Genomic DNA, 25,559 nt, shown 5'->3' with positions numbered 1-25,559 from the left:
GGGAGCAAATGGCTACTATCGAATTACTCAACAATGTTGACCATCCTGGCGTCAAAATCCGCACTGAACGCAGCCCCGAGCTGGGTGATAACCAAATGTTTTGCTTGAGTTTTCCCGCTGAGTTTCGCGCTGCACAAGCTTACTACCCCATCCTATTTTACAAAGACAGCAACACCGGCCAGTTTATGCCGGTGTTGCTACTGGGGTTTCAAGCAGGTGAAAACCTGTTTGTGCAGCAGCAAGGCTGGCAAGCCGGCTATGTGCCGTTAGATGTGGCCCGCTCGCCATTTACCATTGGCATGAAAAATGGCGAGCGCGTGATCCACATCGATACGGCGCACCCGAAGGTAAGCACCAGCAGTGGCGAAGCGTTGTTTTTAGAATTCGGTGGTCACAGCCCCTATTTACAGCAAGTGGCTGAGCAATTGGAAACCCTGCACCATGGCATTACCGACGCCGGGCAGTTCAGCCAGCAACTGCTGGCCTTGGCGTTAATCGAGTCTTTTGTACTGGATGTCACATTAAACAATAGCCAACAGCACAGTTTGCATGGTTTTTATACTATTAATGAGCCGCGTTTAGCCCAGCTTAGTGCTGAGCAATTAGCGCAGTTGCAGCAGGCAGGGTACTTAGAGGCCATTTACATGATGCTGGCCTCGCAATCTCAGTTTGCCCGCTTGATTGGCTTTAAAAATCAACTGTTGGCAAGCAGCTAAGATGTGGTCTGCAGCACAACCGGTTGCCACACTATCCGGCGTCACCGCCGATAGCATCAGCACCGCCTTACTCAATAGCCCACAGCCGCTGCATTTGCCCGGTTTCGCTGCGCACTGGCCTGCGGTCGGGGCAGCTAAGCAAAGTGAGGCTGCCGCTGCTGATTATTTACTCAGCCACTACAGTGGTGAACCGCTCACCGCCTTTATCAGTGATGCGCAAAGTGGCGGCCGGGTGTTTTACAATGCTGATTTCAGCGGTTTTAACTTTAAACCGGTGCATGCCAAACTTGAGCAACTGTTAGCATCTCCCTCCGGCGCTGCGCACTGGTATGTCGGGGCTACCTTTGTACCTCGTTGGTTTCCTGGGTGGTTGCAACAGCAGCAAGTGCCGGCGTTAGCGCAGTATGCCGATGATGCTCTGGTCAGCTTATGGATTGGCAATCAAAGTCGGGTGGCGGCGCATGCCGACTTGCCGCAAAATTTGGCGGTGGTGGTTGCCGGCCGGCGGCGCTTTACCTTGTTTCCGCCTGAGCAACTTGCCAATTTGTACATTGGCCCGTTGGATGCGTCTCCGGCGGGCCGGGCGATTAGCCTGGTAGATTTTGCCCGTCCGGATTTAACGCAATTTCCAAAATTCGCACAAGCAATGACGCAGGCGCAATTGGTTGAGTTAGAACCGGGGGATGCGTTAATTATCCCCAGTATGTGGTGGCATCATGTTGAAGCACTTAGCCCGCTTAATGTACTGATGAATTTTTGGTGGCGCGACAGCCCGGCCTATGCGCCCAGTCCGGAGCAAGCATTAAAGCTGGCAATGCTGAGTATTAACGCCCTGCCGGCAGAGCAAAAAGCAGCCTGGCGCGCGCACTTTGAGCACTATGTGTTTGGCGAAGGTAATGCTGAACATATTCCTCAGCATTTACGTGGTTTGCAGGGGCCTTTAACTGAGCCTGTGGCCCGGCAGGTCCGCGCCGAACTGTTAAACAAACTCAACCGATAACTTAATCGATAATTAAATCGACAATAAATGAGGTCCGTATGCAGTCGCAAGCAATCAAACGCGTGGTGATTGCCGGTGGTGGAACCGCTGGTTGGATGGCGGCTGCCGCCATCGCCAAATTAATGGGTAAGCATTTACAAATTTGCCTGGTCGAGAGTGATGACATTTCTACCGTCGGCGTGGGCGAGGCCACCATTCCACCGTTATTAACCCTGCATAAGCTGTTGGGCATTAACGAAGCTGAATTTATGGCCGCCACTCAGGCGACGTTTAAATTGGGCATTCAATTTGAAAACTGGCGCGAGCAGGGCCATGACTATATTCACTCCTTTGGTACCACCGGCCAGGACTGCTGGGCAGCGGGCTTCCAGCATTTTTGGTTAAAAGGTCAGCAACTGGGGCTGGCCGGTGACTACGGTGATTATTGTCCGGAGTTATTGGCGACAAAGGCCGGCAAGTTTGCCCATTTACCGAACCGGCCATTAAATTACGCTTTTCACTTCGATGCCGGTTTATATGCCAAATTCTTGCGCGCCATGGCTGAACAACATGGTGCAACGCGTATTGAAGGTAGAATTGCCGGGGTGGAAACCTGCGAGCATAGCGGCAACATTACTGCGTTACAGATGAGCAACGGTGAGTACATCGCCGGTGACTTATTTATTGATTGCACCGGTTTTCGCGCGCTGTTAATTGAGCAAACCCTGCACACCGGCTTTGATGACTGGAGCCACTGGTTACCTTGTGACTCGGCGATAGCAGTGCAAACCCGCGCTACGCGTGAGCCGGTGCCCTACACCCGATCTATCGCCCATGGCGCCGGTTGGCAGTGGCAAATACCATTGCAACACCGGGTAGGTAACGGCCTGGTGTATTGCAGCAAGTACTACTCAGATGAAGAGGCTAAAGCGGTGTTGCTGGCCAATATCAGTGGCGACTTATTGACCGAGCCGCGCTTGATTAAATTCCGCACCGGCATGCGCCGCAAACACTGGAACAAAAACTGTATCGCCTTAGGTTTGGCCAGTGGCTTTATAGAGCCGCTGGAGTCGACCAGTATTCACCTCATTCAGCGCAGTATAGTGCGCTTGCTGCAAATGTTCCCAATGAGTGGCATCAGTCAGGCCGATATCGATGAGTTTAATCAACAAACCGAACATGAAGTGCTTAATATCCGTGATTTTATTATTCTGCATTACCACGTTACCGCAAGGCGCGACACGGCATTTTGGCGCTATTGCCAAAACATGCCGATACCCGAGTCGCTGGCGCACCGCATTCGCTTGTTTAAGCAAACCGGCCGGGTATTTAAAGTGCCAAATGAGTTATTTGGCGAGAACTCCTGGACACAAGTGATGCTGGGCCAGGGCATTATGCCGCAGCAACACCACCCGATAGTCGAGCTGATGAGTGAGCAGGAGCTAAGCCATTTCCTCAGCCAAATTAAGCAACAAAATCAGCGCTTAGTGGCGCAATTGCCCAGTCATCAGACGTTTTTGCAAAGCTACTGCCCTGCGACAACTAAGTAGCAGTCAACGTAGCAGTCAAATTAAAAGTAACCGTTAGAAAAGCGGCCATTATGGCCGCTGATACACCCGCACATAATCAATCAGCAGGCTTTGCGGGAATATGGCATCGTTCACGCCTTTATCATTCACCTTAGCGGCCCAGTTGCCGCCTACTGCCAGATTTAACAGCAGGTGAAAACGCTGATCAAAGGGCGCATTGTCGCTGATGTCCGGCATAATTTGCCTGGCATCGGTAAACCAGTCTTCACTGCGTTGGCTGGCGTAGTGCACGCCGTCAACATACCAGCGAATTTCACCTTCTTGCCACTCTATGGCATAGGTATAAAAGTCGTCGGCCGGGCTTTTGCCATCGGGTAGCTTATAGCTTTGGCCGCTATAAGCATTGTGAGGTGGCCGTTTGCCATAGTGTAATGTGCCATGAATGCGTCGCTCTGGTTCATCGGCTAAGGCATTGGGTTCATCGGAAATGGTGCCCAGATTCACCGCTTCCATAATGTCGATTTCGCCGGACAATGGCCAGGCGCCATATACCTGATCGGTCGGTAACATCCAGATCGCCGGCCAGCTACCCTGGCCTCTTGGCAATTTGGCGCGCACTTCAAAGCGGCCGTAGCGCCAGTCACCTTTGTTTTTACTGCGCAGCCGCGCTGAGGTAAAAGGCTGGTTTTTTGCCGGCAAGATCAGATAATCGGCACTGTCATCAGGCGCTGCCGGGCCGCTAAAGCTTTCTTTGCGGGCAACGATATGTAACAGGCCGTCGGCGACAAAGGCATTAGCCGGGTTGGCGGTATAACACTGTAGCTCGTCATTGCCACCACCCCAGCAATTTTGTTCCAGGCTCCATTTACTACTGTCGATACTGCTGCCGTTAAATTCGTCCTGCCATACCAGTTTCCAGCCAGCACGCAGCGGGACCGTAGCTGTGGTGGCGCTATCTAAAGGTGCTGGTGTGTTGCTACAACCGATCGTGGTCACAATGGCTAAAACCGGCAGCAATAAACGCATGCTTAGTCTCCTGTCCAGTTAATATTGGCCTTACCCGTCATACCGGGGCTAAGGTTTTTCACTATAGCAGACGCTATCAATCAAAGGCAGAGCGCAGTTGCTCACGCATAGTACGGTAGTTAGCCGGGCCCATATTCCAGCGTGTAGGGTTATCAAATTCAAAATCAATATGAATTTTAACGACTTTATTAGGGACGCACCCTATTTGTTCCACCTTATTCGTTCCTGAGCCAGGTCATTATAAGCGCCGGAATATTTAGCAGGTTGCTGCTTTTTGGACTGAAATGGGCAATATCATTGATTTAGAGCCAATAAAATGCAGCCGCATAAGCATCCATGACATTAACCGCAGCAAATTAACTCGGCTATTGGCTACGTTGCTCTCTGATTTCTTTTGGCGTTGGCGGTGGAAAGCTTACGCCCTTATCCTCCAGCATCTTTTTTACTAGGTGCACTTCATCGCTGAGCTTAAAGTCAGGGTTTCTTCTATGGTTGTTGAAATCGGTTTCTATCGCATGCGCCAACGTAACACCAGCATTGTCCGCTTTGGTAAAATCAATGCCAAGCTCAAGAAATTTAACAACAAAATCAAACTTTAGTATTCCTGACGCATATAACGCGGCGTTTTCTCCGGAATTATCTGTAGCATTGATATCAACACCATGCTCTAACAGTAGGTTGAATTGCTGCCAATTATCATGGCCAATGGTGCCAAAGATAGCGGGTCTGCCAGTAGACTCGTCTCGTGAGTCCGGGCTGGCACCGTATTTTAGTAATAAGCCAAACAGCTTGTTGTCGCCATCGCCGGCAATAATCGCCAGGGGTTGCGCTGGTTTTGGCCCTTCACGGTTTATGGTGACCATGGCAGGAAAGTTGGCGTCTGCACCCAGTTTTAGAGCCAACTCTACGGCATTAGCGTCTTTTTGCATAATAAGCCAGAGTAGCGGCGTAATGCCTTCATCGCCAAGAATATTGAAGTCGACACCCTGAGCCAATAGTAACTTAGCGCTGTCAGCATCCTGACGTTGAATGGCGTGTAGCAGTTTCACCATCTCGGTATCAAAAAATAACTCGGCTTTCATATTTTTTCCTTCAGCCTGGTAGCTGCAGAGGCAGAAGAGTGCAATTAGCAGTACTTTCTTGCTGATAGTCAGCAAGGTATTGAGGCTGTTCACGATAGACGCCGGAAAATTTAGCAAGGCTCTGCTTTATTCAAACTAAAGTGGGTAATGTCATTGATTTAGAGCCGATAATAAAGTGGCGGCATAAGTATCGATGACATTAACCACAACAAATTAACCTAGCTATTGATTACGCTGTTCTCTGATTTCTTTTGGCGTTGGCGGTGGAAAGCTTATGCCCTTATCCTCCAGCATTTTTTTGGCTGTATGTACTTCGTCACTGAGTTTAAAGTTGGGGTTACTACGATTATCTTCAAACAAGGTTTCAATAGCATGTGCCAGGGTAACACCGCCTTTGTTAGGAGTATTATATTCAACACCTAACTCCAGCATTTTGATTACAAAGTCATATTTCAGTAAAGAAGCTGCATATAACGCCGCATTACGTTTTGAATTATCTGTAGCATTGATATCGACACCATACTCCAACAGTAGGTTGAATTGCTGCCAATTATCATGGCCAATGGTGCCAAAGATAGCGGGCTGGCCAGTAGACTCGTCTCGTGAGTCCGGGCTGGCACCGTATTTTAGTAATAAGCCAAACAGCTTGTTGTCGCCATCGCCGGCAATAATCGCCAGGGGTTGCGCTGGTTTTGGCCCTTCACGGTTTATGGTGACCATGGCAGGAAAGTTGGCGTCTGCACCCAGTTTTAGAGCCAACTCTACGGCATTAGCGTCTTTTTGCATAATAAGCCAGAGTAGCGGCGTAATGCCTTCATCGCCAAGAATATTGAAGTCGACACCCTGAGCCAATAGTAACTTAGCGCTGTCAGCATCCTGACGTTGAATGGCGTGTAGCAGTTTCACCATCTCGGTATCAAAAAATAACTCGGCTTTCATATTTTTTCCTTCTGAATTACAGCTGCTAAGCAAGCCAACAAGCAAAATGATTAAAACAGGCAATGTCTTTAATGTGGCAATTAGCGATACATTTTTGTTAACCATTATAAGCCTTTGAGACATTTGTCAGGGTTTCGATATCTTCAGCCTTTTGCGCTTCTATACCGTCAATAACCTGATCCATGCCATGCTTTGCTACCGGGTTGCCACCTTTAATGCTAGGCAGATCCAGCATAGTACCCGCGGCTTTGGGTAAAGCGTTAAAAGCAGTAATACCTATTGCAGCCAGCAAGCCAACGACAGGGCCGCCGATGGCGGCAGCTGCACCGGTAAGAACGGCTTTAGTACCCAAGCTTTGCGCCATAGTTAACACTTCACCTTTAACCGCCTGGGTGGTAATAAGCTTCGAAGTATCGGCAACGGATAATCCATTTTTGCGGGCAGCTGTTTTCGGGTGTAAGCCCGCTGAGTTAAAGGTGTAGCCCGACCGGCCGGTTACTGCTACGCCTGATGAAGCTAAGCCGCCGCCAAGAGAATGACCGACAATGGTAAAATCTGTTCCAATTGAGTGTCTGGTACTTCGTGCTAAATCCATTGCCTGATTATATTGGTCCGTCTCCAGCCCGCTGCCTTGCTTAAGGTTAGTTAACCAGTCTTGCTTGCCTGTTACCGCATTATTGGTGCCACGGTACGTTAACATGGTTTCGCCATTGATTTCTGACTTAAATAGCGCCGCACCAAAGCCGGATTGTTTATTGGTAAAGTCGGCCTGAGATAAACCAATATCTTCAGGATTTATAATTTGCAGCCCTGGCGGTGCTTCCGGCAATACGTCGAGTGCACCACGGTTAAATTCATCTACTTTGTACACATACTCGGCTGCTTCTGCCCGCAGAATATTGTCGTTATTAAAATTCAGCCGTTCATGCGCTTGCTGTACTTCAGATATACCAGCCGTGTTACCCAGCAATGCCTTGCGTTCCTGATAACGTAATTTACGTAGCTGAACCTTGTCCAAAGCAACCTCAGGCACGACCGCTGATTGGTGGCTGGCTATAGCCGATGCTGCTGTTACTTCTGGCGCCACACCACCGCCTTTGGGTTTGGCGGCTTTGGTTACTGGCGCAGCGGCTGCGCTGCTGCTGGCAGCAGGCGCTAAGCCGCCTTCGCCTATGCCGTTACCCTCGGGCGGTTTGCCCCAGCCTTCGGTGAGTTGCCACAGCCATAGTTCCTGATTAGCAAACATTTGAATAAGCGTGTCGCGTAGTTGGAAGTCGGAGTAAATCGACAGGTCAAATTCCCATGGCCGCGCATAGCGGTACATATCAAGCCAAATGTTCCGCAGGTTCCAGTGTGGCTCTAAGTCGTGCAGAAAGTAGCTGCCATAAATGGCGTCTTTTACATCCCAAATATGACTATCACCCAACTCAGCATAAGCGAACAGACAATTGCTGCACAGATAGGTTTTACCCCATTTGTCTTCCAGAACTACACCATCATATTGCTGGTTATGCATCCTGCACCTTGTCCCAATAAATTATGATAATTTAATGTGAATTTAGAAGCGCATTCTCCCTAATTGTGAAATAAATGTCAATTTACAAATGCAAGCTGCTTTTAGCGTTTAAATTGCAGGGCTGGCGACGCCAGCCTCTGACGGTATTATCTAATCAGCCAGACAGCTAAATGTCGCCGCCTCTGCCGCTTGCGGCACCAAACGTACGTCACTGAAACTCAACACCATAGCTTCGTCTGTTGCCAGTGACAGCGGGGTAAAAATCTGGCTAAAGTCAGCACCCTGCTGTGCAAAACAAGCCAGGTCTACGCTGAGTGTGTGCCAGCTGTCAGCGGCCAGCGCCTTGAGTTGTGGCGCAATATTAACAGTACTGCTGCAGCTTTGCGCGCAGTCCATGCCGAGTAACACCTCAGTCGGCACGCTGCCGTTATGTTGCAGCTCAATAACCAGAGCGCTGCCGCTCTCCCGATAGGCGCGCAAATCGGCCGGGAAGGCGCTGGTTAGGCTAACTTTAGCCGCTCCACTAAAGCTTAGGCGGCGGGCGTCTTCCTGCACTTTATTATCAAAGGTGCGCACGGCGATATTGCCCAGCTGCACCACGCTGCTGTCCATGGTTTTACTGTCTTTACCGCTATGCAGCACCAGCTGATACGGTGCCTTAACGGCGCGGTCAAACAGTACTAAGTCATCCAGACTGCTATCGACAGCCACCTGTTCATTCAGGCTGTTGCTAAGTGTACTTGCTTCGCCATAGCGCAGGCCAAAACCATACGGCAGTAGCGGTTGATAGTCTGCATCACCTACATTAGCGTGCTGTTGCGGCGTTGCCGGCCAGCTGAAAGACAGCTTGCCGCGAAAATCGATATGAACACTGCCGTCAGCGTTGGCCATGAGCACATCAGCCACAGCGGCGCCTTCACTGCCCGGCAGCCAAACGGCAACAAAAGCGTCGGAGGCATTCAGCTCCGGATTAACCCACAGTGGCCGGCCGCTGATAAACAACGACACCACTTTAATACCGTCTGCTTGTAGCTTTTGCAGCAGGGCTAAATCGGCTTTATTACCGCGCTGGTATTCCAGGTTGTCTAAATCGCCATTACCCTCTGCGTAAGGTTGTTCACCAAATACCACCACTGCGACATCCGGCTTGTTGGTATAGCTGCCATCGTTGCTTAGTTCAATCTGGCCGCCGGCGCTGTCTACCGCTTGCTTAATACCGGCATAAATAGAACTGCCGCCCGGGAAATCACTATTAACATTCCCCGTGCCCTGCCAGCTGATGGTCCAGCCGCCGGATTGCATGCCGATATTGTCGGCGCCTTCACCGGTGACCAGTATGCGCTGGGTGGGCTTAAGCGGCAGTAAACTGTCGTTGTTTTTCAGCAGCACCAGTGATTGTTGCACCGCTTCACGTGCTACGGCTCTGTGTTCAGCTGAGCCGATAAGTTCGGTTTTACCGGATAGCGGCCGTTTAGCCGGGCTGGGTTTATCAAATAAACCAGCGCGCAGTTTAACGCGCAAAATACGCCGCACCGCGTCGTCAATCCGGCTTAGCGGTATTACGCCGCTCTCAACCTGCTGTATCAGATTGTAATACAGCGGCTTCCAGGCAGACGTCGGCACCATATACACATCTAACCCGGCCAGCGCAGCCTGAGCACAGTTGTCATTAGTACAGCCCGGGATCTGGCCGTGGCCGTTCCAGTCGCCGACGATAAAACCGTCAAAACCCATGCGGTCTTTTAACACATCGGTCAGCAGGTACTTATCACCATGAATTTTGCTGCCATGCCAGCTGTTAAACGACGCCATAACCGACTGCGCGCCAGCCTGTAAGCCACCAACATAACCCTGAGCATGAATGCGGAATAAATCCTGCTCGCTGGCGATATTATCGCCCTGGTCATCACCCGCAACAGTGCCGCCATCGCCGACAAAGTGCTTAACGGTACTGATTACCCGCTCATCGCCTAAAAAGTCGGCATCGGCGGCGCCCTGCAAACCGGTTACGATAGCCGCTGCATAATCGTGCACTATGGCAGGGTCTTCCGAATAACCCTCGTAGGTACGGCCCCAACGGTCATCACGTACTACGGCAACGGTAGGCGCAAATACCCAATCGATACCGGTAACCATTACTTCGCGCGCTGTGACGCGGGCGATTTGCTCTATTAACGCCGGGTTATTGGCTGCGCCCAAACCGATATTGTGCGGAAATAAAGTAGCGCCTATTACATTGTTATGGCCATGTACGGCATCGGTGCCCCACATGGTGGGAATTTTGCTGCCGTCGAGGCTGTCGTCTACAGAGGCCTGATACATGGCCTCGGCCAGCGCTATCCAGTCGGCCGGGGTGGCATGTTTATTATCGTTCGGAAAAGCGCCACCACCATTTAAAAACGAGCCAAAACCGTATTTGCGCATATCTTCAACAGTAATATCGCGAATTTCCGGCTGGATCATCTGCGCTACTTTTTGCGCCAATGTCATCTTTGCCAGCATGTCACTGATACGTTGTTCCATAGCGGCATCCTGTACCACCGGCAAGCTTAGCTGTGGCCAGATTTCCGCAGCTCGGGCGATATCCTTATTGTCGACACCAGACGGCGTTTCAGGTTTGCTGCAGGCACCAAGCAACAAGGTGCAACCCAGGGCCAGTAAAGATGGTTTAAACTGAGATATCATCTGCTACTCCTTTATACAGTTGGGTGTGGTTTGCTGCCCACAGCGCCATACCAGGCGATATAGACATAACACAACAGTGGAATAATAAAGGCCAGCTGTACACCAACATTATCGGCCAGTGCAGCCTGCGCCATTGGCAATACTGCGCCACCAACAATGGCCAGACATAAAATGCCCGAGCCCTGGCTGGTGTGCTGCTTTAAACCGGCAATGGCCAGGCTAAAAATAGTGGGGAACATAATAGAGTTGCACAGGCCAACCAATAACACGGCCAACATTGCCAGCTTGCCGCCGGAAGTAATAGTGACAGCCAGCAGTAACACCGCACAGATGGCATTAAATGCCAGCACCTTACCCGGCGCCAGATACTGCATCACTACGGCACCGATAAAGCGCCCCAGCATGGCGCCGCCAAAGTACCAGGCAATATAATGCGAGGCCGTTTTGGCTTCCAGCGCGCCTATATCTGGCTGAGTAATAAAGCTGACTAAGAAGCTGCCAATGCCAACTTCGGCGCCGACATAAACAAAAATACCCAACGCCCCCAGTACCAGATGCCGATATTGCCATGCGTTACCCGTGATAGTGATTTCTGCATCTTTTTTGCCCAATTTAGGCAAACGTAAGAAGGCAAAAATTAATGCCATTACAATCAGCGCAGCAGCCAGCATCAAATAAGGTATTTGTACCGTGGACTCGGTAACCTGACCCGGAGTGGGTGCCTCCATACCGCCAAAAATTAGCCAGGCGCCAAAGAACGGCGCCACCGTTGTGCCTAATGAATTAAACGCCTGTGTCATCGTTAGCCGACTGGACGCTGTTTCTGGCTTGCCCAGCACACTAACATAAGGATTTGCCGCAACCTGTAAAATGGTAATACCTGATGCCAGTACAAACAGCGCGATTAAAAACAGCGGATAATAGTGTGCCGCGGCGGCCGGATAAAACAGCAAACAGCCGGCACCGGCGATCAATAAGCCAGTGACAATGCCAGACTGATAGCCAATTCGGCTTACCAGCATACCAGCAGGCACTGACACAACGAAATAGGCACTAAAAAAACAAAATTGGATCAGCAGCGCCTGAGTGTAGTTAAGGTCAAACAAGCCTTTTAAATACGGCACCAAAATGTCATTGAGACAGGTAATAAAACCCCAAATAAAAAACAGCGACGTTAATGACGTGAGTGCAAAGCGATAATTGATTTGACCAGACGCCATATTGGCACTGGTGTTTGTGTCTATTGGTGATGCAGCCATCTTATCCCCCGTGATGCATTTTTATTGACGGCGGTAGCATGGCCGTCTAGTATGATGTAAGCGCTTTCATTTATAGCATATATCACGCTGTTGGCAATCATTTTGTCGTGCAGTAGCCCGTAACAGTTCGACCGGAAATAATGAAACCAATGAAAATATCCCTATCTAAGAATTCTCCGCTGCTCAAACCGGACTTTACGTTTGGTGTTGCCACGGCCGCATTTCAGATAGAAGGTGCGGCACAAAGCCGTGAGCCCTGCATCTGGGATACCTTCTGTGCCCAGCCGGGGCGGATTAAAGATGGCTCTGACGGCATGGTTGCCTGCGATCATGTTAACCGCTGGCGCGATGATATTGAGCTGATAGCTTCACTGGGTGTCGATGCTTATCGCTTGTCGATAGCCTGGGGCCGGATTATCCGCCGCGATGGCAGTATTAATCAGGCCGGGTTGAATTTTTACATCGATTTGCTTGACGCACTTAACGCCAAAAGTATAAAAGCCTTTGTTACGCTGTATCACTGGGATTTGCCGCAGTATCTGCAGGACAACGGCGGCTGGCTAAATCGCGACACTGCCTATAAATTTGCCAGCTATACCGATATTGTTAGCCGCGCCTTTGGTCAGCGTGTGTATTCATACGCTACTTTAAACGAGCCATTTTGCAGCGCGTATTTAAGCTATGAGGCCGGCATTCATGCGCCTGGTGTGCAAAACCGGCAATGGGGCCGCCAGGTCGCGCACCATTTATTGCTGGCACATGGTTTAGCTATGCAGGTGCTTAAGCAAAATGCACCGCACGCACTGAATGGTATCGTGCTGAATTTTAGCCCTTGTCATCCGGCTACTAACGATGACGCCGATATCCGTGCCGCCGATATGGCCGACCAATATCATAACCAGTGGTATATTCAGCCATTAATGGAAGCACGCTACCCCGACTTGCTCTCGCAATTACCGCTGGCAGAGCAACCACAAATTGTTGATGGCGATATGGCTATTATTGCCCAGCCGCTGGATTATCTTGGCATTAACTATTACACCCGCACAGTGTATCGCGCTAACAGTAAAGGCTGGTTCAGCGATGTACCGCCAAGCACTCCGCCACTAACCGACATGGGCTGGGAAATTTACCCCCGGGGTTTAACTGAAATACTGCTGCAAATGCACCAGCGCTATTCACTACCGCCAATATATATCACTGAGAATGGTGCAGCAATGCCGGACCAATTACATGATGGCCAGGTGCAGGACGAGCAACGAGTGGCTTATTTTCAGCAGCATTTGCAAGCCACCGCAGACGCTATTAATGCCGGCGTACGTATAGACGGTTACTTTGCCTGGAGCCTGATGGATAATTTCGAATGGGCCGAAGGTTACGCCAAGCGTTTCGGTATAGTCTATGTTGATTATCAGACGCAGCAACGTACGCTGAAGCACAGCGCGATAGCACTGCGCGATCTGTTTGCCAGCCGGCGCTAAGCCAAACCCCAAAGCGGAGCAGTTATGCTGAGCAGAAAAGAAAAAATAGCCTACGGCCTTGGCGACACCGCCAGCAATATCGTGTTTCAGACGGTAATGCTGTTTCTGACCTTTTTTTATACCGACATTTTTGGTATCTCACCGGCAGTCGTTGGCACGATGTTTCTGCTGGTACGCATTATTGATGCAGTTACCGATCCCTTAATGGGTGCGTTGGCTGACAATACCCAAAGCCGCCACGGCAAATACCGGCCTTACTTGCTTTGGCTGGCACTGCCATTCGCCTTTTGCAGTGTACTGGCCTTTACCACACCGGATTTCTCTGACAGCGGTAAGCAATGGTACGCCTTTGTCACTTACACCCTACTAATGCTGGTGTATACCGCTATTAACATTCCCTACTCGGCGTTAGGTGGTGTGCTAACCAATGATCCAACAGAACGGGTGTCAGTACAAACCTATCGTTTTGTATTTGGCATGCTCGGCGGCTTGTTGGTTACCGCCTGCACCTTGCCACTGGTACAGTACTTTGGCCAGGGCGATCAGGCCCGGGGCTATCAGTTGACCATTGCCGCTATGAGCCTGCTGGGGCTGGGCCTGTTTTTGCTTTGTTTTGCCGGCACCCGCGAGCGGGTTAGTGCACCAGAGGGGCAGCGTCTGACGCTACGCACAGCGACACAGTCACTGTGGCGCAATGAGCAATGGCGCATCCTGTGTCTGGCAGCCTTGTTGCTGTTAACCGGTATGGTATTGCGCAATACGCTGGCTATTTACTACGTAAAGTATTATTTGCTGCGTGACGACCTGGTAACCTACTTTGTTACGGTAGGCATGATCGGCAATATTGCCGGCGTGGCGCTGGCGCAATGGCTATCAACTAAAGTAGATAAAGTTAAAGCCTACATTGGCCTGCAACTGATTTCGGCAGTGATCTGTGCCCTGGGCTTTTTTATCAGCCCTGAGCAACTGCTACTGGCCTTTGCGCTGCATTTTTTCTGGAGTTTCTTCCTGCAAATGGCGACGCCGCTGTTATGGGCGAAAATGGCCGACACCGTCGATTATGGTCATTATAAAACCGGTTTGCGCGTTCCAGGGCTGGTGTACTCGTCGGTGGTATTTTTTATTAAGCTAGGCCTGGCCGTAGGCGGCGCGCTGGCCGGTTGGCTGCTAGCCTGGTACGGCTATCAGGCCGGTCAGGCACAGTCTGCCGACACCTTGCAGGGCCTGCTACTCAGCTTTACGCTATGGCCGGCGCTGTGTTCGGTACTGGTGGCGCTGGTGATGAGCCGTTACCGGTTGAACAACGCCCGGGTGTTACAAATTCATCAGGCGCTGCAGTCTGGTTCAGACACTACGGCTCATGTTAAAGTAACCGTATAACAGTCACTATGATGACGGCGCTATAGGAGTGGCATGGCAACAATTTATCAGGTCTCTGAGCTGGCGGGTGTATCACTGGCAACCGTATCACGGGTGATGAACAACAGCCCGCGGGTCAGTGACGCCACGCGCGCCAAGGTTGTGGCAGCAATGGCGCAACTGGGTTACCGGCCCAACAGCATTGCGCAGTCGCTGGCGTCAAACCGTTCCAACAGTGTCGGCATCTTAGTCTCAGAACTGCACGGCCCATTCTATGGCGCTATGCTCAGCGGCATTGAAAACGAATGCCGCGCCGCCGGTAAACACGTTATTATTGCCGCTGGCCACAGTGAAGAAGCCAGCGAAAAAGACGGCATTGAGTTTCTGCAAAGCCGCAGCTGTGATGCACTCATTTTGCACGTCGAAGCGGTCAGTGACGACTATTTGATTAAACTGGCTTCAGCCGATATACCCGTGGTATTGATTAACCGCTTTATCCCGGAACTTGCCGATAACTGCATATGCCTGAACAACGAACTGGGCGGTTATCTGGCTACCCGGTTGTTATTGCAGCAAGGCCATCGCCAGTTAGCTTATATTGCCGGGCCAAGCTGGAAAAGCGATGCTAAAGAGCGTTATGCCGGCCACCTGCGGGCACTGGCCGAGGCTGGTATTACGCCTGAACCACAGCTGTTCGCCGAGGGCGACTTTCAGGAAAACGGCGGTGGCCGTGCCCTGCAGCGCCTGCTGCGCAGCGGCAAAGCTTTTAGTGGCCTGATTTGCGCCAACGATGAAATGGCCGCCGGGGCTATGGTCGTTGCCCGGCAACACGGCATCCGCCTGCCAGAACAGTTGTCGATAGTGGGTTTTGACAATGTTATCGTGGCACGTTATGTCTATCCGCAATTATCCACTATTGATTATCCGGTAGAAGATATGGGCCGGATGGCAGCACGCTGGGTGCTAAAAAACATTTACCAGCAAAAAGGTCTTAAACTGCAAAACCTGTTTGAGCCCACTGTAGTACAACGCGACTCAGTTCAGGCACTGGCGGTTTGACAAAGTAGCGGAGGCTCATTACCTTGGCGCTCTGAGTTTTATTTTTGCCTAGCCGAGGTATTCATGTCCGCCAATGCTGTTGTTCATCCTGCCGCCACCCGGTTCAGTCTCTGTTTACAACAGCAGCAGGCCGCTTTTGCCAACGATCCGTTGCCATCATATCAACAACGGCTGGCTGATCTGAACGCCTTAAGAGCGCTGGTCTGCGACAACGAAGCCGCTCTGGTAGCGGCGGTCAATGCCGATTACGGCAGCCGCTGCCGCTTTGAAACCCGCTTTTCCGAAATTTTAATGGTACTGGAAGATATCGCCCGCACGAAAAAGCAGCTGAAAAAATGGCTTAAGCCACAACAGCGCCATATCGACCGGCTACTGTTTCCTACTTCAAGCTGCAAGGTACTGCCTCAGCCGTTGGGTGTAGTCGGCGTGATAGTACCGTGGAACTTCCCAATCATGTTGTCTCTGGCGCCGCTGGTAGCCATTTTTGCTGCCGGCAACCGCGCCATGGTAAAGATGTCAGAAAACTCAGAGCAGCTAGCGCAGCTGCTGATAACGCTGAGCGCAAAATATTTTTCAGCCGATAAACTGCAGTTCTTTGCCGATAATGACGGCAGCGGCCCGGCGTTTTCGGCACAGCCGTTTAATCACCTGTTTTTTACCGGCTCGGCGCAAACCGGCCGCGCAGTAATGGCCAATGCAGCAAAAAATCTGACACCGGTTACCTTAGAATTAGGCGGTAAATCACCGGCAGTGGTCGCAGCCGATTTTCCGCTGGATAAAGCGGCAGACCGCATTTTGTGGGCCAAAGCCTTTAACGCAGGCCAAATTTGCACCAATGTCGATTACCTGTTTTTACCGCACGGCACTGAGCAGCACTTTACCGAACTGGCGCTTAAACTGGTCGCTCAGCGTTACCCTGATATTAACCATAATGACTATACCGCTATTATCGACGACCGCGCCTACCTGCGTTTGCAACACACGCTGGATGACGCCATTGCTAAAGGCGCAACGGCAGTAAACCTGATGCCGAACCAACCAGCCAACGCAACTTTGCGCAAGTTTCCGCTAACGCTATTGTTTAACGTTAACGATGAGATGCTGGTAATGCAACGCGAGATTTTTGGCCCTTTGCTGCCGGTAAAAAGCTATGGTGATGCCAGCGAGGTAATCCAATATATTAACGCGCGGCCAAGGCCATTGGCGTTTTATCCGTTCAGCCACGACAAACAGCTGGTACAGCGTTATCTGACTCACGTTATGTCTGGCGGTGTCACGGTTAACCACGCCATTTTGCACGTTGGCCAGCACGACCTGCCATTTGGCGGCATTGGCGACAGCGGTATGGGCCACTACCACGGCTATGAAGGTTTTTTAACTTTCAGTAAATTGCGGCCGGTGTTTTACCAGGGCGCCTACAACAGCGTTGGCATGCTACTGCCGCCGTATGGCAAATTGGCCAGCAAACTCACCGACTGGTTAATTAAATGGAAAAGTTGAGGCAAGACGCTACGCGCTCAGCACATCACTGAGCGCGGCATAACAACCGGTGCTGTTTACTCTGACTTAAGCGCCAAGCGATAAATATCACCCTGTAGCTCACCGTGTTGCACAAACAGCGTATGACCCCGACGCACGTGAAAATGGCGGACAAAGCGCGCAGGCTCAGCCAAATGCAGCTGCGACGATAACGTCGCCAGCTCCAGCTGGTAAATGCCATCATCGGGCTGATAGTAGTACAACTTATCCTGGTCGATATGCCAGTTTAACCAGTTAATTTTGTCAAATTGCGCCAGCAGCAATGTCTCCTCTGTCGTGGTTAAATCCTTTAGCCAAAGGCCGTCATGGTGGTACTTGCTGAAATACAACTTGCCCTGCCATAACCGCCCGCTGTAGCCACCATGCTGTGTCAGCTGCTGCTCAGTATTGCTGGTTAAATCATGTAACCACAGTTGCCAGTCACCGTTGCGCTGGCTGCTGTACAGCAGTTTATCCGGCGTGTCGCCCCAATTGACGATAGCAACCTGATATTCTGCTGCTAACAAGGTGTGTAGTTTGCCCGTTTGCACATCAACGCTGTAAGCTGCACCATCTTTGCTAAACAGCAACTTGCTATCATCGGCAGACCATTCCAGCCTAACAAAGCCTGGCTGGCCGGGTAGCTCTGCCAGTAAGCGCTCAGTGCCGCCGACACTTTGTAACCATAGCTGGTGTTGGCCATAACGATTACTGAGAAAGGCCAGTTGTTCAGTATCATGTGACAACCTGGGCATGATATCCAGGCGCGAGCTGTTTACACGCAACACGGCAACTGCGTCGGCGCTATTGTGCCAGATGTCGGCACTCACTTCGGTGGTACTGAAATACAGCGTATCGTCGCTGGCAACCACAAAGGAATTAACCGGGTCAGCCGCCTGATACAGCGGCGTTAACTTAGCTGTTGGCAGGTGATATTGGTACAGCATCTGGCCAGCACTGAGCAACAGTATCTGTTGGTTATACCAGGTTAGCGCAGTCGCCCGCAGCGGCAATGGCTGCGTTTGAATGATGCTGCCGCTGTCAGGGTCCAGCAACAGTAGTTCGCTGCTGTCGGCAGTTAAATAACGTAGCAACGCCACTTGCTGTGCTGACGCTGCCACGGCAATGTCCCCTTGGCCGGTGTAATTCGCTGGCGGCAAGGTTAGCTGGCGCACCGAAGCACTGGCGATATGCAACTGATAAATCTGATACGGCTGAGTTTTATCTGTGCGTTGGCGAAAATACAACGTCTTGCCATCCGGGTGCCAGCTTAAAAACGGCGTATTATCAGTTGGGCAATCTTGCAGCAACCGGCTTGTCGTCTGCTGCTCTGTTGTTGGCTGCGGCAGTATCGGCCGCAACATCAATTGACAGGCACCCGCAGCCAGGCGCACATAGGCAAACTGGCTGCCATCCGGGCTTATCGCTGCGTTGCGGCTATCCTGCTCTGCGGGCGTTAAAACCCTGTGGCTTTTATCGGTTATAGTGTGCAGCCAAATCTGCTGATGGCCACTATCTGCCTGGCGCTGATACAACAATGCCGTAGCAGCGTTATTTATACTAAGCTGGCTTTCAACACCATTAAAACTGCTTTGCGGCGCTACACGGCCGGCCTTGATGTGTGGCGCCTCTTTAACACTAAGCCACCATGTAATCGCTGCGATCGCTGCAAGCATTGGCAGCAATAACAGCGCATAAACCCGCTGCCGCCGTGCGACCGGCGCTGCTGTTAAAACGTGCGGTACGGCTGCGACAGCGCCTGTGCCTGCGCGGGCATTGCCCGCTGCCGACAAACGATAACCCAACTTTGGCACTGTCTCTATATAGTCGGTGTGCTGATCCAGGCTGGCTAAGGCTTTGCGCAACATCGACACGGCACGGTTAATTGCACTGTCGCTGACAATACGCCCCTGCCATACCTGAGCAATCAGCGTATCACGGCTAACTACCTGCCCGGCGTCTTGCAACAAGCACAATAGCAACTGATGCTGACGCGGCTCCAGATAGAGCTGCTGATCAGCATTGCTAAGTTGACGCTGGTTAGCATCATAGTGCAGCGGCCCCAGCTGCCACAGGCCTGCTGCGGCTAACAGTGTTGTCATAAGGTGTCCGGTAAGCTTTTCATCACAAAATCATCAGCACTAAGGCCACGGCAAATCCGGGTTAACGGCTTAAGCTTGCCATGCAATCGGTTAACAGGAAACTAATATGAAACAGCATATAAACACAATAGCCACGATAATAATGCTGCTGGCACTACAAGGCTGTCAGTCTTCAGACAAAAAGCAAGACAACACCAACGCCAATGACCAAACTCAGCTCATACAGCTGGGTGGGCGCAAGTATTGGCTGGCGCTGCCAGACAATTACCAGCCGGCTAACAGTTACAAACTGCTACTGGCCTTTCACCATTCAGGCGGCCGGGGCAAAGAGATGCAGTCGCTTAGTCAGTTTGAGAAAATCAGCAATGACTATATCGTCGCCTACCCCGAGTCAGAGCAGGTTGAATGGAACGAAGGCTGCGAGTGCAATATTGCCCACCGGCTGGGCGCTGATGATTTGGGCTTTACCTCAAACATAATTGCCGATATTCAGCAGCGGCACAGTGTAACGCCGGGCGAAGTTTACGCCGCTGGCTTTTCGCAAGGCGGCCTGTTTGTGCAAAACCTGGCCTGCAATCTGCCGCACGCTTTTAAAGCTGTGGCCGTGGTCGCGGCCCCCATGTCTATCCAACTGGCATCCAGCTGCGCACCAACACAACCGGTATCAATAATGATGGTGCATGGCACGGCTGACCCGGTATTGCCTTACAACGGCCAGGTGCACAGCAACTTTGGTTTAATTAGCTCACCGGATGCTATCGCCTTGCTGGCAGAGAAAAACAGCGGTTTACCCTATGCGCTGCAGAAAACCCTGAACACCAACGTCAGCCTGAGCAGTTATCACAATGGCAAACAAAAATTTCAGCTGTTTAGCATGAAAGACGGCGGCCATAACTGGCAATACGCCGGTTTTGACAGCAGCCGCGAGATCCTGAAATTCTTTGCCACAACAGAGCAGCCCGAACTCCCTGACCACTCGCAACTGGTCAGCACTGAACAAGGACAATTCCATGTCCGTGCTATGGGACTGAATAACCCCGGGCCAGCGGTAGTGTTACTGGCTGGGCCAAATTACAACTACCACAGTGACAGCGCCTGGTTTGCTGCCGTGCAACCGCTGCTGGCGCAGCAGTATCGGGTATATAGTATTGACAGGCTGGGCAATGCCTATAGCAGCACCAGCGAAGACTTATCGTATCGCCGTTTTGCCAACGATCTGGCACTGGTGCTGCAAAAATTGGAAGAGACGCAAATCACGCTGGTGGCCTTTGCCAGCAGCAGTATCAGCGCACGCTGGTTTTATCAGCAATATCAGCAACAGTTTGCCATTAACGCCATGTTGTATATCGACCCGGATATTCCACTGCCGCATTCGCTAAGCCTGTATCAGGGCTACCCGGCCGACTGGTATCTGGCCAATTTGCCTGCCTTAATACCGCACCTTGCGGCCGGTAACTGGACCGCCCGCACCCAAGCTAAACTGGATATTGAATATCAGCAAGTACAGCAGTTGGTTGCACAACACAACGTACAGCTGGACTGGAGTTACTTTGAGCAAATTATGCAACTGCGTTTACTTATTCCGCAGCAGCAGGCCCGTGCCAGAGAGATCGCTGCTTATGCCGCAGACTTGGACGGTTATGCTGCACTGCCAATGGTAACAAGCATACCGGTAAGTGTAATTGACAGTGACTTTGAGCAGCAGCAAATCGAGCAAGCAGCCAACGAGCCAGAGCTGGCAGCAGCCTTGCAACAGTGGCAACAGGAAGGCAGCGCCTGGAGTGCCGAGCAGGCCGCATTATCAAACGGCCAATACCTGCCACTAAGCAGCAGCGATCATCTGGTGCCACTGCAGCAACCGGAGAAGATCAAACAGGCGCTGAATTGGCTGTTTAACCAGGCCCAACTACCCTGACATTCAGTGCAGACAACCGGCTAACCATAACCACGCCGCTATGCTTGATCCAATTAGCGGCTAAGGCAATTTACCAGTGTCTGATACTCATCAAAGGCAAAGTGGTCGGTCATGCCGCTGATAAAATCCTGCAATAAACGACAGCGATAGTAAAATTCCGCTGCGGTATCGTCTGCGCTGAGCTCACTCAGCGCCAACTGATAAGCTGCCAAATGCTTATTCGGCAGGCGATGAGCCAAACGTTGATGCTGTGGCAGATGATAAGCCCGGTTTTGTAATACCGCGTTAAAATCAGCCGCAGACAGCTGCAATAACGGCAAATAACTGTCGAGTAAACCAGCAATAATACGAAAGCCTTGTAATTCCAGCGTTTCGACTTCGCTCTGGTTAAACACAAAGCGGCGCGCTACCTGTTTAAAGGTAGCCGTAATGGCATGGTATTGGCTGCCATCTTCAAGCAGGGCGCGGTTGAGGGTGCCATCATATACCGCGTCGATATTACTGATAAACTGCTGTGCAGCATGGCGCACCAAAGGGTGGACCATGCCTACGCGCAATTTGATAAAAAATTCTGAGGTTTTGTTAATCGGTTCATCTGCTGCCTTATCCAGCGCGGCTTTTATCAGCGCCGAAAAGCTCTCGCTGCCACCACTGTGGCTGCTAATTAAACGTTGCTGCGGCTCCAGTTCAATAAACGCCTTATTTAGCTGCTGCGCCAACTCAGCTAAGCTCAGTAAGCCTTTTTCTACCGCATCTTCCAGGTCGGCCAGACAGTAGGAAATGTCGTCAGCGGCTTCCATAATGTAGGTTAACGGATGACGGCAGTGCGCTGCGGTTTGCAGTTGTTGCCACAGGGTTTCGACCAGTTGCTGTTCAGCATAATAGTAGCCGGGCTTTTTCTGTAAATAGCTTTGGCTGTGGCTTTTATCAGGCTTAACAGCGGTGCCAATGCGGGTGTACTTTAAAATGCACGCCAGCTGCGAGTACGTCAGATTCATCCGCTGTAAGCTGTGCACCAGCCGTATGGCCTGGGCATTACCTTCAAATTGTGCCAGCTCGGTGCTCAATGTCTGCCACAAGCGGTTGTGCTGCAGCTGATGCTGTGCCGTCAGTTGTGGCAATACAGTGCTAAACCAATGATTAATAGCGCTTTCGCCACTATGGCCAAACGGCGGGTTACCCACATCGTGCAGCAGGCAGGCCATTTCTACCAGTGATTCAATCGGCCGCTCCAGCTCGGTTAAGCCGTATTCTGCCTGCTCTTTGGCGGATAACAGCCGGAAAATGCTTTGCACAATAAAACGGCCGCTTTGCTGTACTTCCAGCGAATGGGTTAGGCGGCTACGCACCGCTGCATTGCGCTCCAGCGGAAACACCTGCGTTTTTTGCTGCAAACGCCGCACCGCCGCTGAATTAATAATACGGCCGCGGTCGCTTTCTACTGCCAGTTGCAACGCTGAGGTACGGCTTTGCAGCGGCCGGTCGGCTTTAATTTTCAGGCGAAAGTCCATCGCTACTCCTTAGCTGAAGCTTGCAGCCAGTGCTGATAGTCAAACTCAGTAAAACAGCGGATTTTATGATCAGCAAGCTCAAATTTACTCTGATGCCATTCGTGCGCCGCCGGTATAGCAACCACTGTCATGCCGGCGGCTTTGGCGGCAGTAACGCCGGCAAATGAATCTTCAAACACTAAGCAATGCTGCGGCGCTACGCCTAGCTTTTCGGCGGCTAACAGGTAAATATCCGGTGCCGGTTTGCCCTGCTTTACCAGCTCAAGATGACAACGGGCGTCAAAGTAATGCGTAATATTCAACCGTTGCAGCGTGGTATCAAGCAGTAGTTTGGGTGAATTGGTTGCCACGGCAATTTTCAGCTGTTGTGCGGCAATGGCCTCTAACAGTGCCGGCAGGCCGGTTTTGGCACTGCCATTTGTGGCGATGCCACTGGCGACAAAGTCGATAATGCGGTGATGCACCTTTGCTGGCGTCAGTTCAGGCCACGGCTGGTGCTGATACCAGTGCGCAATAACGCTGGCGGTAGTTAAGCCGGTGCTTTGCAATAACGGCGGCTGGTTAAAGTCGACGCCAAGGCCGCCTAAAATTTGCTGTTCGGCCTGATGCCATAACGGCTCTGAGTCGATCAGCACGCCGTCCATATCAAAAATAACTGCCTGAAATGCCACGCTGTTTATCCGCTTGCTGTCGCTAAAACCATACTCTGACATAGCCGTGCTAATAAAAAAAGGGATTTACCTAAACGATATAAGCATACATTGACATAAAATATACCCATAGTCTGACAAATCGGAATGCAGGCTGAGTGACAAAATTAAAAAATGTAATTTTATTACATGTGGCCTTTAGAATGGATTTCACATACTCACAGTAGTTAGGTGGGTTTTTTGGTGGGTGATATGAACCGTCAATTGTATAAAACCTCTTCACCAAAAAATTGGGAAGAGGTTTTTATCTGCCTTTACGGCAGTTAACTATAACCAGCCTTTATGTCGAGCAATACGCGCATTTTCAGCTGCCTACTCGGCAGTTCACATCGCCTCACCTGTGCCATCGACTTCAATGCCATTTTCAGCTGCCTATCCGGCAGTTCACTTTGAAGATTAGCCAATAAAAATCATGATTTCAATTGGTTGTAAGCTGGCTCTAGATAAAACCTTACTATTTAAGATATAGCCTTGGCCGTAATAAAGCAGACACTTATCGAGGAGCCTTAAAATAAGGTATGAATGCTGCATAATAGTTCAGGTACTGAGCCATTATGCACCTTATTTGTAGCTAATCCGTACTTACTGAAATCTGGCTCTTGTGGGATGGCAACGATCTCCCTCTGAATTTGCAAAAGGAAGTTTTGCGTTGTGCTAGTGCTACCAACAGCGATGCAATGAAACGTGTCAAAATCTCTTTCTTTAAGGTGTTTGACTGGTTTAAAAACTTCACCTCGCGCCAGAGCTCTTTTTTCCAAACGCTTCAAGCGTCTGCGTGCCTCACCAACGAACATCTTCGCTATTCCTTGATTACGTTTAAACCTAATTTCAGCACAATCTAAAGGCACGGCGTCAACAATACTAACGCAAAAAAGGCCAAATGCAGCCATTTCCTGAAAGTATGACTGCTGCTTCAGCCCATCCAAGATAGCTGCGTCAGTGTGAACAAAAGCGATGACATCACCAATAGAGCTATCAGACCAGGCTGGGAACGTCACCCCAAGCCCGCTTATCTCGCGATTACAGATAAAGCCATGCATTACTGATATACAACGTCCCATTAGGAGCGCTAAGTTTGCTTCTTTCGGTATGAAGCGCACCGCAAAATAAAAACGCTGCATACTATGCCTTCTTAGTCTCTGTTTTTTTCTGGAACATGCCACCTTTTATGAGGACAGCAAATACATAGTAAATATTTGGATTGATTGAATACTTGGATTGCACTGCAAGCTTATTAAGCTCAGCAAGGTACTGCTCAGCATTGACTAATAATGAATAAAAGCTCATCTCTGACTCAGGGGCGCGTCTCGCAATACCCAGTTCTTTGTCTGCTCCGTACTCGTGCACCCTCAGTCGTTTGTCACCATCCCACCAATTATCAATTGATTGAATCGCTGCACCTATTTTGACCGAATTAAAGCTCACAGCAAAACGGCCATCGGAGCATCTAATTTTGGCAAACTGTTTTGAACCATTACCTATGTCAGACTTTTCACTAAATGTTTGACTTGGGTAAATCTCCTGGCAAAAAGCCGCTTCAATTTTTGCCGTGATATCGGCGTTCCAAAATACATTTTTATCAGTCAATGCTGATTGCATCTCGTCACTTAACTCATCGAGAACAGATTGTGTCTTACTGGGCCAAACTTCCCAAGCAAGCTCTCTAGTATTCGCAATGTGATAGCACTTTCCCGAACTGGTTTTAATGTCTATTTGAGTGTTACCAGTATTTTGATTTCGCCAAAGCCAGGTTCCCAAAAGCAGATTTTTACAAAACCGGATTGCCAGTTCTTTGTATCCTTTGCATTTTATAAATGCTGCCGACAACTTTTCGAGCAAAGCATACACTTCAGGATCGCTGCAGCCAGAAGGATTGATGGAGTTGGCTTGCACTCTTAGTGAGAAACGACAGTAGATATGCTCAACATTTGGAGGAACATAGCACTCCTCAATTGTTAAGGGGTTGCAGTGTGCTAAATCTTGGGGCGCCAAATTTTTCGACTTGAATTGCGGAGTAAAAGCTTCGGTGAATCCGGCTTTTTGACCTCGGATGCGAATAACGTCAGCTTCAAGAGGAACAAAATCAGATTCATCTGTTTTATAAAAAAATACCGCCTTGCTTGGGTAAATAGAGCGGTCATACTTTAAAACATTACATAGCTCCACGGTCTTT

20 protein-coding genes are annotated in these 25,559 nt (G+C 50.5%); 8 read left to right on the top strand and 12 right to left on the bottom strand.

Annotated features, from left to right (window positions below):
• The first annotated feature begins 8 nt into the window (after window positions 1-8).
• The 3 genes from ACYVIC_RS07205 to ACYVIC_RS07195 are packed head-to-tail and all read left to right on the top strand — an operon-like array spanning window position 9 to window position 3,245.
• Window positions 9-716, top strand: a complete 708-nt coding sequence (locus ACYVIC_RS07205; RefSeq protein ID WP_460858599.1) for a SapC family protein — start codon at window positions 9-11, stop codon at window positions 714-716.
• A gap of 1 nt (window position 717) precedes the next feature.
• The gene (locus ACYVIC_RS07200) at window positions 718-1,716 is read left to right on the top strand and encodes a cupin-like domain-containing protein (protein WP_460858597.1); all 999 of its coding nucleotides are present in this window, start codon (window positions 718-720) and stop codon (window positions 1,714-1,716) included.
• A 38-nt stretch (window positions 1,717-1,754) separates the two neighbouring features.
• A complete protein-coding gene (locus tag ACYVIC_RS07195) occupies window positions 1,755-3,245 on the top strand; it encodes a tryptophan halogenase family protein (protein WP_460858595.1) in 1,491 nt (496 codons plus the stop codon).
• Window positions 3,246-3,293: 48 nt separating this feature from the next.
• Here ACYVIC_RS07195 and ACYVIC_RS07190 read toward each other — a convergent pair whose 3' ends face one another.
• The 7 genes from ACYVIC_RS07190 to ACYVIC_RS07160 form a co-directional block, all read right to left on the bottom strand.
• Window positions 3,294-4,250, bottom strand: coding sequence for a glycoside hydrolase family 16 protein (locus ACYVIC_RS07190; protein ID WP_460858593.1), 957 nt, complete (start codon window positions 4,248-4,250; stop codon window positions 3,294-3,296).
• Between the two features lie 76 nt (window positions 4,251-4,326).
• Window positions 4,327-4,464 carry a hypothetical protein gene (locus tag ACYVIC_RS07185; RefSeq protein WP_460858590.1) on the bottom strand — a complete coding sequence of 46 codons (138 nt, stop codon included), beginning with the start codon at window positions 4,462-4,464 and terminating at the stop codon, window positions 4,327-4,329.
• A gap of 151 nt (window positions 4,465-4,615) precedes the next feature.
• Window positions 4,616-5,332: an ankyrin repeat domain-containing protein gene (locus ACYVIC_RS07180; protein WP_460858588.1), complete on the bottom strand. Its 717-nt coding sequence runs from the start codon at window positions 5,330-5,332 to the stop codon at window positions 4,616-4,618.
• 222 nt (window positions 5,333-5,554) lie between these two features.
• Window positions 5,555-6,271 carry an ankyrin repeat domain-containing protein gene (locus tag ACYVIC_RS07175; RefSeq protein WP_460858586.1) on the bottom strand — a complete coding sequence of 239 codons (717 nt, stop codon included), beginning with the start codon at window positions 6,269-6,271 and terminating at the stop codon, window positions 5,555-5,557.
• 97 nt (window positions 6,272-6,368) lie between these two features.
• Window positions 6,369-7,787: a hypothetical protein gene (locus ACYVIC_RS07170; protein ID WP_460858584.1), complete on the bottom strand. Its 1,419-nt coding sequence runs from the start codon at window positions 7,785-7,787 to the stop codon at window positions 6,369-6,371.
• 150 nt (window positions 7,788-7,937) lie between these two features.
• Window positions 7,938-10,472 (bottom strand): glycoside hydrolase family 3 protein, encoded by a 2,535-nt coding sequence (locus ACYVIC_RS07165; protein ID WP_460858582.1) that lies wholly within the window; start codon window positions 10,470-10,472, stop codon window positions 7,938-7,940.
• Between the two features lie 11 nt (window positions 10,473-10,483).
• Window positions 10,484-11,731 (bottom strand): sugar MFS transporter, encoded by a 1,248-nt coding sequence (locus ACYVIC_RS07160; RefSeq protein ID WP_460858580.1) that lies wholly within the window; start codon window positions 11,729-11,731, stop codon window positions 10,484-10,486.
• 149 nt (window positions 11,732-11,880) lie between these two features.
• Between ACYVIC_RS07160 and ACYVIC_RS07155 the strand changes: the two genes are divergently transcribed.
• From ACYVIC_RS07155 to ACYVIC_RS07140, 4 genes are all read left to right on the top strand, one after another.
• Window positions 11,881-13,212: a GH1 family beta-glucosidase gene (locus ACYVIC_RS07155; RefSeq protein WP_460858579.1), complete on the top strand. Its 1,332-nt coding sequence runs from the start codon at window positions 11,881-11,883 to the stop codon at window positions 13,210-13,212.
• Window positions 13,213-13,236: 24 nt separating this feature from the next.
• Window positions 13,237-14,592 carry a glycoside-pentoside-hexuronide (GPH):cation symporter gene (locus ACYVIC_RS07150; protein WP_460858577.1) on the top strand — a complete coding sequence of 452 codons (1,356 nt, stop codon included), beginning with the start codon at window positions 13,237-13,239 and terminating at the stop codon, window positions 14,590-14,592.
• Between the two features lie 33 nt (window positions 14,593-14,625).
• Entirely contained in the window at window positions 14,626-15,630 is a 1,005-nt protein-coding gene (locus ACYVIC_RS07145) for a LacI family DNA-binding transcriptional regulator (RefSeq protein WP_460858576.1), read from the top strand.
• Window positions 15,631-15,693: 63 nt separating this feature from the next.
• Complete coding sequence (locus tag ACYVIC_RS07140; RefSeq protein ID WP_460858574.1) at window positions 15,694-17,130, top strand: coniferyl aldehyde dehydrogenase; 1,437 nt, start codon at window positions 15,694-15,696, stop codon at window positions 17,128-17,130.
• Between the two features lie 56 nt (window positions 17,131-17,186).
• Here ACYVIC_RS07140 and ACYVIC_RS07135 read toward each other — a convergent pair whose 3' ends face one another.
• Window positions 17,187-19,250 carry a winged helix-turn-helix domain-containing protein gene (locus tag ACYVIC_RS07135; RefSeq protein WP_460858572.1) on the bottom strand — a complete coding sequence of 688 codons (2,064 nt, stop codon included), beginning with the start codon at window positions 19,248-19,250 and terminating at the stop codon, window positions 17,187-17,189.
• 106 nt (window positions 19,251-19,356) lie between these two features.
• On the opposite strand from ACYVIC_RS07135, the gene ACYVIC_RS07130 reads away from it, so the two are divergent.
• Window positions 19,357-21,165 (top strand): alpha/beta fold hydrolase, encoded by a 1,809-nt coding sequence (locus ACYVIC_RS07130; RefSeq protein ID WP_460858570.1) that lies wholly within the window; start codon window positions 19,357-19,359, stop codon window positions 21,163-21,165.
• Between the two features lie 53 nt (window positions 21,166-21,218).
• On the opposite strand, the gene dgt is transcribed toward ACYVIC_RS07130, so the two are convergent.
• The 4 genes from dgt to csy3 all read right to left on the bottom strand — a co-directional run bounded on the left by dgt (window position 21,219) and on the right by csy3 (window position 25,552).
• Complete coding sequence (gene dgt / locus ACYVIC_RS07125) at window positions 21,219-22,676, bottom strand: dGTPase (protein WP_460858569.1); 1,458 nt, start codon at window positions 22,674-22,676, stop codon at window positions 21,219-21,221.
• 2 nt (window positions 22,677-22,678) lie between these two features.
• Window positions 22,679-23,389, bottom strand: a complete 711-nt coding sequence (hxpB, locus tag ACYVIC_RS07120; protein ID WP_460858567.1) for a hexitol phosphatase HxpB — start codon at window positions 23,387-23,389, stop codon at window positions 22,679-22,681.
• A 503-nt stretch (window positions 23,390-23,892) separates the two neighbouring features.
• Window positions 23,893-24,507 carry a type I-F CRISPR-associated endoribonuclease Cas6/Csy4 gene (gene cas6f / locus ACYVIC_RS07115; protein ID WP_460858565.1) on the bottom strand — a complete coding sequence of 205 codons (615 nt, stop codon included), beginning with the start codon at window positions 24,505-24,507 and terminating at the stop codon, window positions 23,893-23,895.
• Window position 24,508: 1 nt separating this feature from the next.
• Window positions 24,509-25,552 (bottom strand): type I-F CRISPR-associated protein Csy3, encoded by a 1,044-nt coding sequence (gene csy3 / locus ACYVIC_RS07110; protein ID WP_460858564.1) that lies wholly within the window; start codon window positions 25,550-25,552, stop codon window positions 24,509-24,511.
• Window positions 25,553-25,559 lie beyond the last annotated feature (7 nt).

This window comes from Rheinheimera gaetbuli, from assembly GCF_054781935.1.
Note: the sequence above shows the minus strand (reverse complement) of the source record. Positions and strands in the feature narration are given on the sequence as shown.

What these genes read in the sequence shown, in the direction of transcription:
- ACYVIC_RS07175 (WP_460858586.1), bottom strand. Translation starts at nt 6,271, where the DNA reads ATGAAAGCCGAGTTATTTTTTGATACCGAGATGGTGAAACTGCTACAC.
- ACYVIC_RS07130 (WP_460858570.1), top strand. Translation starts at nt 19,357, where the DNA reads ATGAAACAGCATATAAACACAATAGCCACGATAATAATGCTGCTGGCA.
- ACYVIC_RS07205 (WP_460858599.1), top strand. Translation starts at nt 9, where the DNA reads ATGGCTACTATCGAATTACTCAACAATGTTGACCATCCTGGCGTCAAA.
- ACYVIC_RS07200 (WP_460858597.1), top strand. Translation starts at nt 718, where the DNA reads ATGTGGTCTGCAGCACAACCGGTTGCCACACTATCCGGCGTCACCGCC.
- ACYVIC_RS07195 (WP_460858595.1), top strand. Translation starts at nt 1,755, where the DNA reads ATGCAGTCGCAAGCAATCAAACGCGTGGTGATTGCCGGTGGTGGAACC.
- ACYVIC_RS07160 (WP_460858580.1), bottom strand. Translation starts at nt 11,731, where the DNA reads ATGGCTGCATCACCAATAGACACAAACACCAGTGCCAATATGGCGTCT.
- ACYVIC_RS07190 (WP_460858593.1), bottom strand. Translation starts at nt 4,250, where the DNA reads ATGCGTTTATTGCTGCCGGTTTTAGCCATTGTGACCACGATCGGTTGT.
- ACYVIC_RS07170 (WP_460858584.1), bottom strand. Translation starts at nt 7,787, where the DNA reads ATGCATAACCAGCAATATGATGGTGTAGTTCTGGAAGACAAATGGGGT.
- ACYVIC_RS07135 (WP_460858572.1), bottom strand. Translation starts at nt 19,250, where the DNA reads ATGACAACACTGTTAGCCGCAGCAGGCCTGTGGCAGCTGGGGCCGCTG.
- ACYVIC_RS07150 (WP_460858577.1), top strand. Translation starts at nt 13,237, where the DNA reads ATGCTGAGCAGAAAAGAAAAAATAGCCTACGGCCTTGGCGACACCGCC.
- ACYVIC_RS07145 (WP_460858576.1), top strand. Translation starts at nt 14,626, where the DNA reads ATGGCAACAATTTATCAGGTCTCTGAGCTGGCGGGTGTATCACTGGCA.
- dgt (WP_460858569.1), bottom strand. Translation starts at nt 22,676, where the DNA reads ATGGACTTTCGCCTGAAAATTAAAGCCGACCGGCCGCTGCAAAGCCGT.
- cas6f (WP_460858565.1), bottom strand. Translation starts at nt 24,507, where the DNA reads ATGCAGCGTTTTTATTTTGCGGTGCGCTTCATACCGAAAGAAGCAAAC.
- ACYVIC_RS07180 (WP_460858588.1), bottom strand. Translation starts at nt 5,332, where the DNA reads ATGAAAGCCGAGTTATTTTTTGATACCGAGATGGTGAAACTGCTACAC.
- ACYVIC_RS07155 (WP_460858579.1), top strand. Translation starts at nt 11,881, where the DNA reads ATGAAAATATCCCTATCTAAGAATTCTCCGCTGCTCAAACCGGACTTT.
- ACYVIC_RS07165 (WP_460858582.1), bottom strand. Translation starts at nt 10,472, where the DNA reads ATGATATCTCAGTTTAAACCATCTTTACTGGCCCTGGGTTGCACCTTG.
- hxpB (WP_460858567.1), bottom strand. Translation starts at nt 23,389, where the DNA reads ATGTCAGAGTATGGTTTTAGCGACAGCAAGCGGATAAACAGCGTGGCA.
- ACYVIC_RS07140 (WP_460858574.1), top strand. Translation starts at nt 15,694, where the DNA reads ATGTCCGCCAATGCTGTTGTTCATCCTGCCGCCACCCGGTTCAGTCTC.